This window comes from Pedobacter sp. ASV1-7, from assembly GCF_040203335.1.
Taxonomy (GTDB): Bacteria; Bacteroidota; Bacteroidia; order Sphingobacteriales; family Sphingobacteriaceae; genus Pedobacter.
In genome coordinates this window covers 412,362-427,983 of sequence record NZ_JBEHBV010000001.1, presented here as the reverse complement: position 1 = coordinate 427,983, position 15,622 = coordinate 412,362, and the positions used below count along the sequence as shown (strand labels likewise).

13 protein-coding genes are annotated in these 15,622 nt (G+C 36.9%); 7 read left to right on the top strand and 6 right to left on the bottom strand.

Annotation, left to right across the window (positions count from 1 at the left end; translation table 11 throughout):
- Window positions 1-24: 24 nt before the first annotated feature.
- Complete coding sequence (locus tag ABDJ41_RS01940; protein WP_349784051.1) at window positions 25-324, bottom strand: hypothetical protein; 300 nt, start codon at window positions 322-324, stop codon at window positions 25-27.
- Between the two features lie 160 nt (window positions 325-484).
- Between ABDJ41_RS01940 and ABDJ41_RS01935 the strand changes: the two genes are divergently transcribed.
- The 3 genes from ABDJ41_RS01935 to purD all read left to right on the top strand — a co-directional run bounded on the left by ABDJ41_RS01935 (window position 485) and on the right by purD (window position 3,764).
- Window positions 485-1,378 (top strand): LysR family transcriptional regulator, encoded by an 894-nt coding sequence (locus ABDJ41_RS01935; protein ID WP_349784050.1) that lies wholly within the window; start codon window positions 485-487, stop codon window positions 1,376-1,378.
- A gap of 76 nt (window positions 1,379-1,454) precedes the next feature.
- Window positions 1,455-2,393: a YeiH family protein gene (locus tag ABDJ41_RS01930; protein WP_349784049.1), complete on the top strand. Its 939-nt coding sequence runs from the start codon at window positions 1,455-1,457 to the stop codon at window positions 2,391-2,393.
- Between the two features lie 99 nt (window positions 2,394-2,492).
- The gene (purD, locus tag ABDJ41_RS01925; protein ID WP_349784048.1) at window positions 2,493-3,764 is read left to right on the top strand and encodes a phosphoribosylamine--glycine ligase; all 1,272 of its coding nucleotides are present in this window, start codon (window positions 2,493-2,495) and stop codon (window positions 3,762-3,764) included.
- A 92-nt stretch (window positions 3,765-3,856) separates the two neighbouring features.
- On the opposite strand, the gene ABDJ41_RS01920 is transcribed toward purD, so the two are convergent.
- The 3 genes from ABDJ41_RS01920 to ABDJ41_RS01910 all read right to left on the bottom strand — a co-directional run bounded on the left by ABDJ41_RS01920 (window position 3,857) and on the right by ABDJ41_RS01910 (window position 7,196).
- Window positions 3,857-4,303, bottom strand: a complete 447-nt coding sequence (locus tag ABDJ41_RS01920; protein WP_349784047.1) for a hypothetical protein — start codon at window positions 4,301-4,303, stop codon at window positions 3,857-3,859.
- 473 nt (window positions 4,304-4,776) lie between these two features.
- Window positions 4,777-5,925: a redoxin domain-containing protein gene (locus tag ABDJ41_RS01915; RefSeq protein ID WP_349784046.1), complete on the bottom strand. Its 1,149-nt coding sequence runs from the start codon at window positions 5,923-5,925 to the stop codon at window positions 4,777-4,779.
- 89 nt (window positions 5,926-6,014) lie between these two features.
- Window positions 6,015-7,196 (bottom strand): formimidoylglutamase, encoded by a 1,182-nt coding sequence (locus tag ABDJ41_RS01910; RefSeq protein ID WP_349784045.1) that lies wholly within the window; start codon window positions 7,194-7,196, stop codon window positions 6,015-6,017.
- Between the two features lie 74 nt (window positions 7,197-7,270).
- Here ABDJ41_RS01910 and ABDJ41_RS01905 point away from each other — a divergent pair, with 74 nt between their 5' ends.
- The 4 genes from ABDJ41_RS01905 to ABDJ41_RS01890 all read left to right on the top strand — a co-directional run bounded on the left by ABDJ41_RS01905 (window position 7,271) and on the right by ABDJ41_RS01890 (window position 11,839).
- Window positions 7,271-8,233: an NAD-dependent epimerase/dehydratase family protein gene (locus ABDJ41_RS01905; protein ID WP_349784044.1), complete on the top strand. Its 963-nt coding sequence runs from the start codon at window positions 7,271-7,273 to the stop codon at window positions 8,231-8,233.
- 153 nt (window positions 8,234-8,386) lie between these two features.
- Window positions 8,387-9,685: an HAD-IB family phosphatase gene (locus ABDJ41_RS01900; protein WP_349784043.1), complete on the top strand. Its 1,299-nt coding sequence runs from the start codon at window positions 8,387-8,389 to the stop codon at window positions 9,683-9,685.
- Window positions 9,686-9,732: 47 nt separating this feature from the next.
- Window positions 9,733-10,698: a tryptophan 2,3-dioxygenase family protein gene (locus ABDJ41_RS01895; RefSeq protein ID WP_349784042.1), complete on the top strand. Its 966-nt coding sequence runs from the start codon at window positions 9,733-9,735 to the stop codon at window positions 10,696-10,698.
- A 76-nt stretch (window positions 10,699-10,774) separates the two neighbouring features.
- Window positions 10,775-11,839: a branched-chain amino acid aminotransferase gene (locus tag ABDJ41_RS01890; RefSeq protein WP_349784041.1), complete on the top strand. Its 1,065-nt coding sequence runs from the start codon at window positions 10,775-10,777 to the stop codon at window positions 11,837-11,839.
- Between the two features lie 80 nt (window positions 11,840-11,919).
- On the opposite strand, the gene ABDJ41_RS01885 is transcribed toward ABDJ41_RS01890, so the two are convergent.
- Window positions 11,920-13,710 (bottom strand): hypothetical protein, encoded by a 1,791-nt coding sequence (locus ABDJ41_RS01885; protein ID WP_349784040.1) that lies wholly within the window; start codon window positions 13,708-13,710, stop codon window positions 11,920-11,922.
- An 87-nt stretch (window positions 13,711-13,797) separates the two neighbouring features.
- The gene (locus ABDJ41_RS01880; RefSeq protein WP_349784039.1) at window positions 13,798-15,564 is read right to left on the bottom strand and encodes an AsmA family protein; all 1,767 of its coding nucleotides are present in this window, start codon (window positions 15,562-15,564) and stop codon (window positions 13,798-13,800) included.
- Window positions 15,565-15,622: the final 58 nt, after the last annotated feature.

The window sequence follows — 15,622 nt, the reverse complement described above, 5'->3', positions numbered from 1 at the left end:
TGTATTATTTAATGAAGGAGGGAATTAAGGACTATTGTTTTTAGTCTGTTCTTTTATCGTCAGATCTACTATAACATAGTTATTGATTCTATGCTGTTCTATCCGCTTTTCTGGCAATATCCCTATTGAAGTTAGCGCACTGTACGACAAAAAGAAAGGATGGTGTTCATCATCAACCTGTTTTAATCTTAGTGTTGAAGCATCTTTATTTAAAAGCTGACTATTGCAAAACTTAGTTACCAGACGCATGCTTTCAGCCCGCTCCGCCTTTGCAAGGTGGGTCAAGCTAAAAAAGACTAACGATAAGGTAACAATATGCCTCATAAAAGAGTTATTTTTTTAGTTATTATGCAATGTTTCAGGGGCCAAATCTAATTTTAATCTTTAATATAATGAAATCCGTGGCAATAAATTCTATTTCATAACCAAATCTCCTGAGTAAATTAACTAATTTGCACCATCAGAATACCCCGATATTAAACACATGGCAGATTTTCGATTAACAGTTTTTCATAGCGTTGCCAAAAGGCTAAGTTTTTCGAAAGCCGCAGAAGAACTATATATCAGTCAGCCTGCCATTACTAAACATGTGCGCGAGCTGGAGCAACAATACAACAACAAACTATTTGAACGTAAAGGGAACAAAATTGAACTCACTCAAGCAGGAGAAACGCTATTAAATCATACGGAAACCATCCTTAATATGTATAGATCAATGGATTTTGATATGAACAGCCTCTTGCAAAAACATAAAGGATTGCTTAATCTGGGAGCGAGCACTACGATCTCACAATACATCATTGCCCCAATACTAGCTGGGTTTAAAAAGAAGTTCAACGAAATAGAACTAAAATTACTCACGGGTAATACTGAGCAAATAGAGCGCGCAATAATTGATAAAGAAATTGAGCTAGGCATTGTGGAAGGCCGTTCAAAAAACCAGGAAATTAGCTATACAGATTTCATAAAAGACGAAATTGTCCTGGTTTGCCATAAAAATCATCCACTAGCAAAAACTTCTGAAATTGATCCGGCAGCACTTCCATCCTACCAATTTATTATACGCGAACAAGGATCAGGCACAAGACAGGTGGTGGACCATTCATTAAAAACAATAGGACTACGAACAGCTGATTTACCTATTGAGATTCAGCTGGGTAATACCGAAAGTATAAAATCTTACCTTAAGCATTCATCGGCAGTAGCCTTTCTGTCGATACATTCAATCAGCCAGGAGCTCTTGAATGGAGAATTACGCATCATAGAAATCAAGAGGCTCAGTATAACAAGAAACTTCTACCTGATTCATCTCCAAGGCATCCAAAACCCGATTGTTAATAAAATGATGCGATTCGCTATGCTTCATTATAACTTATAGTAATAAGCCATAGGTATTAGAAATAATAATCGACCAAATAACCGGGGTAATTTTGCTTTCGAAATAAGCAAGATTTATGGAGTCCTCAACAAAAAACCTCATTCAAAAAACAATCTTTATTGCAACTGCTCTCCTATCTTTATGCCCTTTTATATCGCCAGTGATTTCATTAACACTAGGAATATTACTTGCACAACTTATCCCACATCCCTATCCCGCAACCAGCCAGAAGGTAACCCAGCAATTATTAAGGATATCTATTATCGCCCTTGGCTTTGGCATGAACACATCAAGCGTAATCAAATCAGGTCAGGAGGGGATACTATTTACGATCGCGTCTATATTTATTGTACTTACAATAGGTTATGTTATCGGTAAATCATTAAAAATTGATTTTAAAACATCTTCGCTGATCTCTGCTGGAACAGCTATATGCGGAGGAAGTGCTATCGCAGCATTATCACCGGTAATCAGAGCGAACGAAAAGCAGATTTCAATAGCATTAGGAACTGTATTTATATTAAATGCACTTGCTCTAGTAGTATTCCCTACAATCGGTCATTACTTCCATTTATCACAATCACAATTTGGCCTATGGTGCGCAATTTCTATACATGACACCAGTTCTGTCGTTGGTGCAGCCAGCAAATATGGGGAGCAAGCTTTGCAAATTGCGACAACCGTTAAACTGGCAAGAGCATTGTGGATCATACCCGTATCTCTTGCTGCCACCTACTTGTTTAAAACAGATAAAACTAAAATTCAGATTCCGTATTTTATCGGATTGTTTATACTGGCCATTCTTGCAAACACATATATTCCGTTCTTTGCAAAAGCAGCTCATTATACAACACCTCTGGCTAAAGCTTTATTAAGCCTAACCCTATTCCTCATCGGTTCAGTTTTACCACTTAAAACTTTAAAAAACATTGGCCTAAACCCATTCTTACAAGGAACTGTTTTATGGATTCTTATTTCAGCAGCTAGTCTTTTTGCAATTATAACTTTGACGTAAGACTTCATTATTTGAAATAAGCTGTGATAATTTAGCTAAAGCGGTATATTTGCTGTCGATACACGTTGCATCATAATTAAAACAACAAATCAGACATAGATGAATATCTTATTATTAGGTTCCGGCGGCAGAGAAAGTGCTTTTGCCTGGAAGATCAGCCAATCTTCGCAATGCTCACAACTGTTTATCGCACCAGGTAATGGCGGCACAAATGCTTATGGTAAAAACATAAACATTAATCCCAATAACTTCGATGCTGTAAAAGCACTCGTCCTTAAAGAAAACATCGAACTGGTAGTTGTTGGCCCTGAAGAACCTCTGGTAAATGGGATTCACGATTTCTTTATCAATGATGATCAGCTTTCTAAAATTCCCGTAATAGGCCCGAAAAAAGAAGGCGCAATTCTGGAAGGTAGTAAAGATTTCTCTAAACAATTTATGGCACGCCATGGCATCCCTACACCTGCATCCGAATCGTTTACCAACGAAACTTTGCAGCAAGGGCTGGCTTATCTGGAGAACCATAGTTTACCAATCGTATTAAAAGCAGATGGATTAGCCGCTGGTAAAGGCGTAGTTATTTGTCAGACTGTAGCTGAGGCTAAAGACGAATTGCAATTAATGCTTGGAGGCAAATTTGGTACAGCAGGCTCACTTGTTGTAATAGAAGAATATCTAACCGGAATTGAACTTTCGGTATTTGTCCTTACTGATGGTGACAACTATGTAATTTTGCCAGAAGCAAAAGACTATAAAAAGATTGGGCAGGCCGACACTGGTTTAAATACAGGAGGTATGGGTTCTGTTTCTCCAGTTCCATTTGCCGACAAAAAATTCCTTGATGCTGTAGAAGAAAGCATTATTAAACCAACAATTAATGGCCTTAAGAAGGACAAGATTGATTATACGGGCTTTATATTCTTCGGCTTATTTAAAGTAGGCGACAAGCCAATGATTATAGAATACAATTGCCGCATGGGTGATCCGGAAACGGAAAGCGTGATGTTGAGAATTGAAAATGATCTTGTAGAACTATTCATGGCTACAGCCAAGAAAAAACTAAAGGACTATAAACTAAGTATCAGCCCTAAAAATGCAGCAACAGTAATGGTAGTTGCCGGTGGATACCCTGGTGATTATGAAAAAGGAAAAGCGATCAGTGGAATTGAAAATGTACGTCAGTCGCATGTGTTCCATGCTGGGACAGCACTTGAAGGAGGCGTAGTAAAGACTAACGGGGGACGTGTTTTAGCAATATCGAGTTTGCAAGACAGTCAATTCGAGGCCTTACAATCAGCAACAGCTGACGCAGCCCGCATCTATTTCGATGGTAAATACTTCAGAGAAGATATCGGATTTGACCTGGTATAAAACAGGTTATCTTAAATAATAAAAGGGTCTAAACAATTGTTTAGACCCTTTTATTATTATGCTATTCTATATCTTTAAAAGACAGAATAAAATTAAGGTTTCAGTTTCAATCCGGAAATACCTGTAACCACTTCTTCTTCCTCTTCTTTTCCTTTCTTACCTTTTTTCTTCTTTTTCTTAGTATTACCACCATTCAAGCGATCTTCTAATACCTTTTCAAACTCTGGCAACTGATCTCCTTTTAAGATTGTCCTAATGTTATCATTTGTATCATTCTGAAGCTTATAGAACTTTGTTATATCATCTTCTTTTGATGTACCGGCTTGTTGCCTTTTAATTAGCTCCAATTGCTGTTTAGACATATCGAATACGTAATTATAAATTACACTTTTCTGCGTTGGAGTTAATTTCAATCTCTTTTCCAACTCGTCTACATTCTTAACAGTCATCTCCTGAGCCGTAGGCATCTTTGGTTGCTGCGCTTTTCCATGCAAATTAACAGCTAACAACAACGCTACAACTAAAATATATCTTCTCATAATCTTGTCTTTCTACCTGCGCAATTTAAAGATTATCAATTTCAAAACCAAAACTACATTAAGCACAGGATAAAGCAAACTACACAAGAAAGTGTTATAAAACCTACCAGACTCTGAAATAATTACAACATAATAACTATATAATTACAGGATGAATACAGGGTTGCGCTACCCTTGAGCTACCCTTGAACTACCGTTACGCTACTGTTGAGATACCCCTAAGGTAGTTTAACCCTATCGCAAGGGTAGCTCAAGGGTAGCGCAACCTAGTAGTTAGATAGTGATCATCTTGTAATTATCCTGTATTCATTCCTCTAAATAATACTTTAGCAAATCAACGAAAAAGGGCGAATTATCCGGAAAACCCGAACCATTCGCCCTTTTCTACATTTGTGAAAGGAAAATTACCTTCTCTGATGAGGCCTTAGGCGCTTTTGCTCTTCGCAAAAGATGCCAGGCTCAGAAGAGAAGGGTTATTTTCCCTCTTTTCCTAAAATCTCTGCAAGCTTTGTTTGCAACTGCTCACCTCTAATGTTTTTAGCGATGATCTTACCTGATGGATCAATCAAGAAGTTTGCAGGAATGCCACGTACACCATACATTTTTGAAGCGGCATTATCCCAACCTTTCAAATCAGATAATTGTGTCCAGGTTAAACCATCTTTTTCAATCGCATCTAACCAATTTTGCTTTTTACCAGGATTATCCAATGAAACCCCAAGAACAGTAAAATTCTTATCTTTAAAAGCATTGAAAGCTTTTACTACGTTAGGATTTTCAGCACGACACGGGCCACACCATGAAGCCCAGAAGTCAAGCAATACATACTTTCCACGGAAATCAGATAATTTAACAGGTTTATCATTCACATCATTCTGAGTGAAATCCATAGCCATTTGGCCTACACCTGTTTTTTGTGCAGAAGCAATTTCCTGAGCAATACTTTTACCTAGATCAGATGCCTTTACCGCAGCCGAAAACTTGTTAAATTCAGCTTCTGTTCCTTTAAGATCAGCATCAATATCCATTGTTTGTTTGTAAGCTACCAAACCTACATATGAATTCAGGTTAGCAACATAAAACTGCTTGTTCAATGCATCCATCTCTTTTCTTATAGCTTCATCACGACTATAAACAGTATTCATATAAGCCTCATCCTTACGTTGCTCAGGTGTTTTGCTGTAATACTCGTTCATTAAAGCAATATTTTTATCGCTGGCCGACTTAGTCAGTGCTTTATATTTTGCATTTTCATCATTTACTTTTGAACCCATTATAGATGCATATTTTACAGAATCTTTAGCAGATACAACCTGCATTGCAACTGGCTCTAAGTAAAATACAATTGCATCTGGAGCAACGCCACGTTGTGCAGGAGCTGAGTCATGTTTAATTCTAATTGAAGCCTGTGTAACTCCAGTTACTGAACCGGTAAAAGCAAATTTACCACCCACAATATTTGCTGAATCGATAACCTGGCTGGCTCTGGGGCCATAAGCCAGATATGCTTTTGCCGGCGCGCCTAAGTTGCCTATCTTACCGTTAACGGTAAATTTTCCCTGCCCTTGAGCCATCACAGCTACAGGCAATAAACAAGTAGCGATCAATGCGATCTTCTTCATAGTATTCTTTTTTGAAATAATAAGTTTGGTTATTCTAAGCTCAAATGTAAAGAATAGACCTAAAATATAACGTATAGTTTATTGTAATATTATAGTAGCTTTTGGAAGGTTCGCCACCAAAGATCAGGCATTTCTCCATTCACAGCAGTGGTATAATCGTCATAACGACAAGGTACAAGATGGAATCGCTCATTCTTAGACATTCCTGTCGGATATGGCACCTGCATCCACCAACGGTCAGATTTTTTACTTTTTACAAAGAGCATTTCCCCTGAGCCGTCGTTTAGGCTAGCCCTATAAATTATATAATGAGATTTCGGCGTTAACGGAAAATCCTTTTTACGGTTATAATATCCATCCACAAAATACCAAACCATCTGAGCAAGTAGCATTGCCGTTTGCCCATTCTGATCAAAAGCAGGATTAAACTCATAAAAACCAATGGAAGATAACTTATCGCTCATACCCGCATACCGAGCAATTGCGCAAGCCTGCTCTCCATAAAAACCATTAGGACTAGCATTGGCATTAGCACCAGCATCAGATGAACGTATAGCACCAATATCAAAACTGATCATACTTGCATTACGGATTATAGGTTCAGTAATGGTAATATCATTAGAAAACTCACCAAGACGGTGAACATCAAAATAAAGTTTACTCATTACCTTTAAACTATCCTGATTAACAAAGTAAGTCTGATAACCAATATTGCTAAAATTAAAAAGATAATTAGGCTGATGTAAAAGTATTTTGTTCAGATAAGTATCTGATTTTGCTGCGAGACCATCCTGATCTTCCTCATCAAGATCAAACTTACTGTCAACCACAACCAGATCTACCTTTTGCTCAAGATTCTCATAAGCAAGATACTGTGCATAAGTCAAGTCCTGCCCCCCACCTATAATAATCGGAACAATATCTAGTTTGATCAGTTCAGAAACAACCATTTTCAGTGCGATATAGGTATCTGAGATAGACGCTCCTGCTTTAATATTTCCTAAATCTATAATCCGGGTTGTAAACGCTCCCTCATTCAAGCTATAAAACTGTGACCTGAAATAGTCTGGCGCCAGTGCACAGCCTTCGTTATTTACTGCTGCACGGTCATCTTGTACCCCAAAAATGGCAATATCATATTCTTTTTCATCCAGATCAGGGAATTTATCGGTAAAAAATCCAGCCTTTAAACCTAGCTGGCTAGTATAAAATCCCTGTTTTGGTGTGAAATTATCGGGGTTTACTGGAGAAAAAAAATCTGATAAAGACATATTGTAATATAATGTATGCCATCAAATATCTATTTTTGGGCGCATATATTAATAAACATCCTAAAAAAAGTGAAATGATATTGGTTACCGGTGCCACTGGGTTTTTAGGAGCTGAGCTTATTCATCAGTTAACGGCCCAGGGCATAAAGCTCAAAGCATTGAAGCGTAAACAGTCTGTTATTCCCGATATAATTAAGGACAACAAGCTGATTGAATGGGCAATTGCCGACATTAACGACCTTTCTGATCTTGAAGATGCTTTTGATGGCATAGATCAGGTATTCCATTGCGCTGCGCTTGTTTCTTTTAACCCAAAAGACAAAGCCAGATTACTTAAGATTAATATTGAAGGAACAAGCAATATTGTAAATTTATGCCAGGAACGGAATGTCCGCTTGTTACATGTTAGCTCTGTTGCGGCACTTGGTAATGCTAAAAAAGGCGCTTTAATTACTGAAAATGATTTCTGGGAATATGATGTTAAGGCACACACTTATGCTATCTCTAAATATGAAGGGGAAATGGAAGTCTGGAGAGGAATATCCGAGGGCCTTGATGCTGTTATCGTAAATCCGAGTGTAATTATTGGTAAAGGAGCTGGGTTTGAAGGTAGCGGAGCAATTTTTAAACTGGTAAAAGATGGTTTATCTTATTATACCAGGGGAGCAACCGGAATTGTTGATGTCACAGATGTTGCCAGATGCATGATTGCTTTAATGAACAGTAGTGAAACAGCTGAACGTTTTACTATCTCTTCAGAAAACTACCATTATAAAAAGTTTTTCGGAGAAATTGCTGCGGGCTATGGTGTTAAAGCACCATCCAAAGAAGCAAAACCATGGATGTTAGGCATTGCATGGAGAGCGGCTAAACTAAGTTCCTTATTTACAGGAAAACCAGCCTCCCTAACTAGTGATGCAGCCAGAAGTAGCTTAAATGAAAGCTTCTACAGCAATGAAAAGATAAAAAAAACCCTTGGTATAGATTTCAAACCGCTAAAACAAAGTATACAAGAGATTTGCAAACAGCAGACTTAATTTTCATCTGAATTACATTTTTCATCAATTCTTACGAAAGTATCAGCGTTTTACTCATTTTCTTTCAATTTTGGCAAAAAACCATAATCGTTTCCTATCTTTGAAGCAATTATTAGCACCATATAACCACCCAACATCATTACTCCTTAAAGGATGAAGCAGAAGAATTTTTACATCATAGATTTTGACAGTACGTTTACTCAAGTTGAAGCTTTAGATGAGCTTGCACGAATTTCTCTAAGTAAGCACCCTGAAAAGGATGCTATTTTCCAGAAAATTGAAGATTATACCAATCTTGCTATGGAAGGAAAGCTTTCATTTGGTGAAAGTTTAGCACAAAGAGTAAAACTGCTGGAAGCTACGGAAGATCATTTGAAACAGTTGATTAAAGTACTTAAAAAGAAAGTATCTGCTTCATTTTCACGTAATGCAGAGTTCTTTAAAAAACATGCTGACGAAGTACTTATCGTTTCTGGTGGTTTTAAAGAATTTATTACTCCGGTTGTAAGTCAGTATCACATTAAAAAAGAGAATATTTATGCCAATACTTTTGTAACTACAGGGGATGGCAAAATTATAGATTATGATCATTCCAATCCACTAAGTGAAGAAGGGGGAAAAGTAAAACTAATGCAGCAAATGAATCTTGAAGGTGATTTATATGGCATTGGTGATGGTTACTCCGATTTTCAGCTTCGTGAAAGTGGCTTGATAAAAAAATTCTATGCTTTTACGGAAAATATCTCCAGAGAGAGCATTGTAGAAAAGGCGGATCACGTTACGCCGAGTTTTGATGAATTTCTATATGTGAATAACCTACCTCGAGCTATTTCCTATCCAAAAAACAGGATTTTATGCCTGATCATTGGTAAGGTAGATCCCAAAAGTATAGAAATGTTGAAGAAAGATGGTTTTTCTATACGTCATAAAACCAGCTTCGAAGAGAAGTATGTTGCAGATGTACACATGATGTTACTGGCTGATGGGGAAAAAATAACAAAAGACCAATTAGAAAGAGCAGTTACATTAAAGACAATTGGTTATCTAGGAAATTCAAAAAACAAGATCGATCTGCAGAAATGTACAGAACAGGGAATTGTAGTTTTTGATGATCCTAAAGGCAATCCACATAACAATATGTTTATTCCTAAAAGGATTATCGACTTCATGAATACTGGTACGACTCATTTGAGCAGTAATTTCCCGAATTTGCAATTGCCAAGAATCGACAAGTCGCACAGATTGATTCATATTCACAAAAACGTACCGGGAATTATGGCAAAAATCAATACCGCTTTTGCTTATCATGACATCAATATTGTTGGTCAGTTTCTGATGACCAATTCAAGTATCGGTTATGTAATTACTGACATCAATACGGAATACGATAAGCAGTTATTCAAATTCTTAAAGAAGATTGAGCATACTATAAAATTCAGGGTATTGTATTAACAGGGTAATCCATCGATTCCTTACATTTGTGGTAAACTAACTTATTAATGGAACTTACACCACAGATTAAAGAGAAACTGGATAAGCTACAGGAAAAGTATGCTGCTATGGGGCAGGATATGGCATCTTACCTGGATGGTTTATTATATGCAGATTTTTTAACTTATTGGGATTATATCCATCTTGATACCTTATTAAGTCTGCAAAATCCAAAGACTCCCTTCCCGGATGAAGAGATCTTTATCATGTACCATCAGATTACTGAGCTTTACTTTAAGCTTTCCCTTCATGAATTTAAGCAGGTTGCTGAACACCCGGATTTAACTGTTGAGTTTTTTACGACAAGAGTAAAACGCATTAATGCTTATTTCAATGCATTAACAACTTCTTTTGAAGTCATGGTTGACGGAATGGAAAAAGATCAATTTCTGAAATTCCGAATGTCATTATTACCAGCAAGTGGTTTTCAGTCTGGTCAATACCGGATGATCGAAATATCTGCCACAGATTTTAACCGGCTAATAGACAAAAGCAAAAGAGAAGAACTGACTAACGCTACAATTGAGGAGCAGTTTGAGTACATATACTGGAAATTTGGGGCTACAGAATTGGCAACAGGTAAACAAACGCTTACACTAAAACAGTTTATCAGTAAATACGCGACCCAGTTCTTACAGCTTATAAAAGACAGACAGCAGAATAATTTTAGTGCACTATACCATAAATTTCAAGGCGAGGGACAAGATGTAATGGCATTGGCGGAAGAACTGAGAAAACTTGATTTATTTGTAAATGTGGAGTGGCCATTGTCGCACTATAAATCTGCAGTCAGGTATTTAGAGCGTGATCCTGTTGATATTGCAGCCACTGGTGGTACCAACTGGCAAAAGTACCTTCCTCCTCGCTTTCAAAAAAGAATTTTTTACCCTTTCCTATGGACTAACGAGCAAATGGAAGAGTGGGGCAAGGGTTGGGTGCTTAGTGTATTGAAAACACTTAGAAATGAGGCATAAAGAATAATTATATCAAAAATAAAGACCACTGTGATCTCAATTTTTGTTAAATTTGCAATAAGTAATTACTACTACAATGAATGATACACTTGATATAACAATCACTAAAGCTGAAAACAGCAGACTTACAGTAACTGATTTTTCTCAGTTACCTTTTGGGAAGGTATTTTCTGACCATATGTTTATTGCGGAATATGATAATGGCCAATGGTCAAACCTACAGGTCCTACCTTACGGTCCAATTCCAATGAGTCCGGCTATTTCTGCGTTACATTACGGACAGGCTATTTTTGAAGGTATGAAAGGATATCGCCAGGCTAATGGTAAAATCAGTGTATTCAGACCAGAGAAAAACTTTGAGCGTTTCAATAAGTCGGCCGCCCGGATGTCTATGCCAGCTATTCCTAAAGAAATCTTTATGCAAGGTATTGCTGCATTGATTGATATCGATGAAAAATGGGTACCTGCGCAGGAAGATTATTCTTTATACATCCGTCCTGTGATGTTTGCTACAGATCCATACTTGGGCGTTAAGCCTTCTGACAAATACATATTTGCTTTATTGACTACACCTACTGGTCCTTATTACAGCAAAGCATTAAAAGTTAAAATTGAAACAGAATATACACGTGCTGATGATGGTGGTGTTGGTTATGCCAAAACAGCCGGAAACTATGCACGTTCATTATTCCCATTTGCTGAAGCTCAAAAGGAAGGTTTTGATCAATTGATCTGGACTGACGCTGCATCTCATGAGTATATTGAAGAAGCCGGAACAGCAAACCTGATCTTTGTGATCAACGGTAAATTGGTAACTCCTTCTGTTAGAAGTACCGTTTTAGACGGGGTAACACGTGATACGATTATTCAGTTGGCTAAAAAAGCAGGTATCGAAGTTGAGGAAAGACGTATCAGTGTAAAAGAAATCATTGAAGGCATTGAAAACGGAAGCCTTACTGATGCTTTTGCAGCAGGAACAGCAGCAACTGTTACACCAATAGGTCAGATTGGTTACATGGGTAAAGTTTACACGCTAACTGATCCTTCAACACGTACAATCTCTGCGGGTATCGCTAAAACCCTTAACGACATCCGTTACGGATTAATTCCTGATGAGTTTGGCTGGAACTGGGTATTGTAATTTATAGATTCCCAATAAACAACATACAGGCGTCCCTTAACCCGGGCGCCTTTTTTATTTTAATCTCTGCTCTTTATTTCTTATTCTCTTTTCTTAAGACGTTGCTCCCGCCTCTTAATTCGTTCCTGCCTATCCGCTTTCCTCTTTTCGAAGCTAGCTATCTTAGCTTTAATTTCCTTTTCTTTTTGCGGAGTCAGTCCAACGCTATACTTTACCCCTTGAAAAAGTGCTTTCCAGATGAAATTAAAAAAAGAAGCAGTTTCTTTCCGTTCACGCATAACAGGAGCTTTAATCAACAACCCATTAGCATCGGGATTATCAGATCTGATGATTAATGCATTTGCAAGAAAAGACATCAAGCCTTGTTTTACAAGTCGGTCCTCCCCTTTTGCTTTTTTTAACAGCGACACAGAAAGATCCTTGTAAGCAAAAATCACTTCTCCTTTTGCGAAATGATCATTGGCATGAATGTCAAATTCCAGCTTATTAATATATCCACTATTAAACTTTACTAATCCAAGAGGTCTGGTGATTCGGTTTAGTGCTTTCCCTTCCATATTAATTAAGTTTCCTGAATAGGAGAAATCACCATTCTTTGCAGTGAGATCAAATTTAAAATTCACATCCAGTTTACCCGAACCCATTAATGATGAACTCAGATTAGCCTCCATAAAATGATTTTTAACTTTGACCTTTTCATCGTTGGTTACATTAGAGATTGTTCCCCAGGTACGATCAAAAGTAACAATGCCTTTATTTTGTCCATCCTTATCAAACTCTGCATAACTTATGTCAACATTCTTTATGTTCAGCTTTTCTATACTTAGTTTATTATGTGCTTTTTGAAGTAGCTGATGCGGATATTGGCCCATTTTATTCTCTACTTTTTTGGGAAGTGTATTGTTGTTTACCACCGTTAAGGAGCCATTTGCAATACTCATTTCTTTTGCAAAAAATTCATGCTTTAATACATACAGTGGTAAATTAATCCCCGTAAAACCAATATCACTAACCTGCACGCTGTATCTATCTTTCGCATACCCCAGATTACTTCCAAATTCACGTTCATTATAACGAGGTTCTACATTAAAATTCTTAACATTTAACACCCCGGATGAGGAAGCAAAATCAAGTTGGTTGAATTTAATATAATATAAGCTGTCTGGAGTAGAATAACTATAATTATTAAGATTAATAACCACATCCTTTAACAAGTAAATTCGACTTTCATCATTAGCCGAATTAGAATCTATAAGCCAATCCTTAAGAGTTACATTTAAATTTTCAATTGCATCTATTTCAGGCTTTTCACCATTATTATCAATGTATTTAAAGCTGGCATTTTTAAAATCTACAGTCCGAATATGCAGCTCCTTAAGATACTTCGAAATGTAATCATACGGAGACTGCTTCGGCTGAGGAAGTTTATCATCATTAAAATCAAATTGCCTGTTCACCATTTCAACACATGGATTATCAAACAACAAGAGATCAATATTTAACTGTTTATACCTCCACAAACGCCAAGGATGGAAATTACGAATAGCCAGCTTTTTAAGTTTAATATGATATAGATTATTAGGTGCCTGCTTCGTCTCGACCATACGACGATAAACAGCAGTATCAGGTATAATTTTAACATCAGTTAACGATGATATTCCGGTAAGAGCATTTACATTTACTCCTGAAAATTCAATTCGATAAAGGTTGTTTGTTGCTTCCAGAACCAGTTCCTTTATTTTGGCTGTAAAAATAGGTTTAAGCTTGGCCCCCAAATACAGTGTAAAGGCAGTCAGTGACAATGCTACAAACAGCAAAGCAGCAGCAAACCATCTTAAGATCATATATTTCTTTCCAGCCTCTACCGCCATAAGCAAACAAGTCGTTTAGCCTAATATACATATTTAGAGGAAAGGAACAAGTTGCTTAGTCTTTAATCTTTGCTCCCTTTTCTTTGCTTATTTTTTTTGTTCAGATCTTTCTTTTTTCTTCTCCTTAACCTTTTCCATCGCCTGCTCTGGGGTTTTAACAGGCACAATAGCTAATCCTACAGTTTCGCGCATTCCAATAAAAATGCTTTTCCACATCATATTAAAAAAGGATGCTGCCGGAGTTCTTTCAAAGGTAATATTTGCCGTTCTCGCCGGTTCCCCCTTGCTTGGGTTTGCATCTTTTATCAGGACCTCATTAGCAAGGAAAGATAAAAATCCTTTCTTTTTTGGTGGCATTCCCAATTCTCCTTCTTTCAGTAATTTGATTTTAAGATCAGTATAATAGAAATGGACAGTACCAGAAGAGCCATTTGCATTAGCTCGAATATTGAAATCGGCTTTCTGCATTTTCCCACTTTCAATCCCCACAAGCCCCATATTTTGTGCCATAGGATTTAAAACTTGTAAATTCATTGGTGCAACATTCCCATTATAGCTAAATGCTGCATTCTTATCGGTAAGATTAAAATCTATCTGTACATTTATCCGGCTTGTTTTCATCACCATGGCCGTAAGGTTTGCTACAGCATGATCATTTTTAGCAAGTGCCAACGTATCATTAGTAACATTAGTAATCTCACCACTTAAGTTCTGAAAATATACCGTTCCTCTTTTTTGACTAATAGGGTTATACTCTGTATAGGCAAGGTCAATGTTTTTTAATTTTACAACATTTATAAGAGCAGGAACAGGCAAACGCTTTAAAGCTACATGAGGGAAGTTCTTTACCTTATCGAAGCCAGGAGGCGGAGGTAATTCTCGATTGACAAAAATATTTACTGATGCCGGCCCGATTTTCAAAGTATCAGCTTTGAGTTTTTCTTCTGTGTTAAACAGAGAAAAATCAACTCCTTCCAGATTGATTGAATTAAACTTGAGATCATATCGATCTTTTCCAAACTTATATTTGCGGGTAAAAGTAAGATCCGGATACATAGGAATGATTTGGAGCCCCTTAATGTCAACACCCTTACGCAGTGCGGAACCACTGATTGTATCAACTTTGATAGTATACATTTTATCCTTGCTTAAGGATTTATATCCTGTTAATGTTACTCCAATATCCTTTGCATAGTAAAATCTTGTTGTATCAAACTGAGAGACTGAATCCAACCGGAAATCATCAACATTTATACTTAAATGTTTAACCGCATGCATCTTCCTTCCATTATCCCCGTTGATATAATCGAAGTCTGCATCAATGATTTTAATGGCTTTAACATTAATAGACTTAACCCTGTTAGAAATAAGCTCATATAATGTTTTATCTTCCTCTATCTCAACAGGAAGCTTCTTAACTGTATAATGAGTCATATTGATGGATGGATTATCCATAATGATTGATTTTATCTCTACATCCCTTTTAAAATATGCAGTCAACAAAGCAACCCTGTTTAATTGCATTTTTTTTAGTTTTACCTGAAATAGATTAGGAGGCGCGACTCTTAATTCTTTAAGCTGATTATAAACAGAAGTATCTGGAATTAAGGACACTTCGTGGAGTGCAACTGTCCCTGTTAAAACATTTATACTAATATCTTCAAAATCGAGTTTATAAAGATGAAAAGAGCGATTATATACGCCATCTTTAAGTTTTTGAGAAATCATTGGTTTCCATCTTAACATGAGTAGAAAAAAACCGGCAGAACCAATCAATATCAATACAAGAAGCACTATTATCCATTTTTTCAGTCTGTACTTCCCCGAATTATTTTTGTAAATAAATCTATTCATATAAAAAGTGCTAACAATTTCGACGCCATAAAATATTTTGTGGCATTTCCATTACTGC

Excerpts from the sequence above, each read along its gene's own strand:
- ABDJ41_RS01940 (WP_349784051.1), bottom strand. The coding sequence starts at position 324 with ATGAGGCATATTGTTACCTTATCGTTAGTCTTTTTTAGCTTGACCCAC.
- ABDJ41_RS01935 (WP_349784050.1), top strand. The coding sequence starts at position 485 with ATGGCAGATTTTCGATTAACAGTTTTTCATAGCGTTGCCAAAAGGCTA.
- ABDJ41_RS01930 (WP_349784049.1), top strand. The coding sequence starts at position 1,455 with ATGGAGTCCTCAACAAAAAACCTCATTCAAAAAACAATCTTTATTGCA.
- purD (WP_349784048.1), top strand. The coding sequence starts at position 2,493 with ATGAATATCTTATTATTAGGTTCCGGCGGCAGAGAAAGTGCTTTTGCC.
- ABDJ41_RS01920 (WP_349784047.1), bottom strand. The coding sequence starts at position 4,303 with ATGAGAAGATATATTTTAGTTGTAGCGTTGTTGTTAGCTGTTAATTTG.
- ABDJ41_RS01915 (WP_349784046.1), bottom strand. The coding sequence starts at position 5,925 with ATGAAGAAGATCGCATTGATCGCTACTTGTTTATTGCCTGTAGCTGTG.
- ABDJ41_RS01910 (WP_349784045.1), bottom strand. The coding sequence starts at position 7,196 with ATGTCTTTATCAGATTTTTTTTCTCCAGTAAACCCCGATAATTTCACA.
- ABDJ41_RS01905 (WP_349784044.1), top strand. The coding sequence starts at position 7,271 with ATGATATTGGTTACCGGTGCCACTGGGTTTTTAGGAGCTGAGCTTATT.
- ABDJ41_RS01900 (WP_349784043.1), top strand. The coding sequence starts at position 8,387 with ATGAAGCAGAAGAATTTTTACATCATAGATTTTGACAGTACGTTTACT.
- ABDJ41_RS01895 (WP_349784042.1), top strand. The coding sequence starts at position 9,733 with ATGGAACTTACACCACAGATTAAAGAGAAACTGGATAAGCTACAGGAA.
- ABDJ41_RS01890 (WP_349784041.1), top strand. The coding sequence starts at position 10,775 with ATGAATGATACACTTGATATAACAATCACTAAAGCTGAAAACAGCAGA.
- ABDJ41_RS01885 (WP_349784040.1), bottom strand. The coding sequence starts at position 13,710 with ATGGCGGTAGAGGCTGGAAAGAAATATATGATCTTAAGATGGTTTGCT.
- ABDJ41_RS01880 (WP_349784039.1), bottom strand. The coding sequence starts at position 15,564 with ATGAATAGATTTATTTACAAAAATAATTCGGGGAAGTACAGACTGAAA.